Here is a 1,307-nt window from a genome sequence, read left to right on the forward strand (position 1 = left end):
CTCTTACACGCGCTTCAACCTGGCCATGGGTAGATCACTCCGCTTCGGGTCTAGGACACGCGACTCAATCGCCCTATTCAGACTCGCTTTCGCTACGGCTTCCCCACACGGGTTAACCTCGCCACGTATCACTAACTCGCAGGCTCATTCTTCAAAAGGCACGCTGTCACCCCACAAGGAGGCTCCAACGGTTTGTAGGCACATGGTTTCAGGTACTATTTCACTCCCCTCCCGGGGTACTTTTCACCATTCCCTCACGGTACTGATCCGCTATCGGTCAACAGGTAGTATTCAGGCTTACCAGGTGGTCCTGGCAGATTCACACGGGATTCCTCGGGCCCCGTGCTACTCGGGCAACCCTCCAACAGCGGCGGAACACATTTCGACTACGGGACTCTCACCCTCTACGGTCCAGCATCCACACTGGTTCGTCTATATGCCCGCACCTCACTGCGCCATGCCGGCAGACATGACAAGGAGGGGCCCACAACACCGCACATGCAACCCCTGCCGGGTATCACACACATACGGTTTAGCCCCATCCGCGTTCGCTCGCCACTACTAACGGAATCACTTTTGTTTTCTCTTCCTGTGGGTACTGAGATGTTTCACTTCCCCACGTTCCCTCCACCCGGTCTATGTGTTCAACCGGGGGTCACACGACACGTCGTGCGGGGTTTCCCCATTCGGAAATCCTGGTCTCAACGTCCGGTTATCGACTCCACCAGGCTTATCGCAGATTCCCACGTCCTTCTTCGGCTCCTGTTGCCAAGGCATCCACCATGCGCCCTTGGAAACTTTCACACACAATGAAAGTCCTCAAATGAGCAATATCTAACTAAGATGTCATTCTCGGCATCACCACACCTCACACACCACCCCAGGGGGAACAGTGCGATCAACGATGCAGCAACAAAAAATAAGATGCTCGCGTCCACTATGCAGTTCTCAAACAACAACCCACACCCCATCCACCAACCCACAAGGCCAGCTTCACAAGGTACGGAGACCAGAAACCACAACCCCAACCCTCACAGGTCAGGGTGCCTGCTGTTCCAGGACCCAACAGTGTGCCAACACCAGCTCGCAGCCACCAACACCACCCATTCCAACCACACCCGCAAAGGCATGACGTACTCGAGCACTGCCGGCACCACCACTGGCACCATTCATTGATGTTCCACCCATGAGCAACCCGCCATCACACACGCGGTGATGCAACGGGCACTAATGCTCCTTAGAAAGGAGGTGATCCAGCCGCACCTTCCGGTACGGCTACCTTGTTACGACTTAGTCCCAATCGCTGG

2 rRNA genes are annotated in these 1,307 nt (G+C 55.6%); both read right to left on the reverse strand.

From position 1 onward, the window contains the following. Positions 1-804, reverse strand: a 23S ribosomal RNA gene (locus AB0N07_RS51220); the annotation flags it as partial. Positions 805-1,241: 437 nt separating this feature from the next. Continuing rightward, positions 1,242-1,307, reverse strand: a 16S ribosomal RNA gene (locus AB0N07_RS51225); the annotation flags it as partial.

This window comes from Streptomyces sp. NPDC051172 (assembly GCF_040682555.1).
GTDB lineage: Bacteria > Actinomycetota > Actinomycetes > Streptomycetales > Streptomycetaceae > Streptomyces.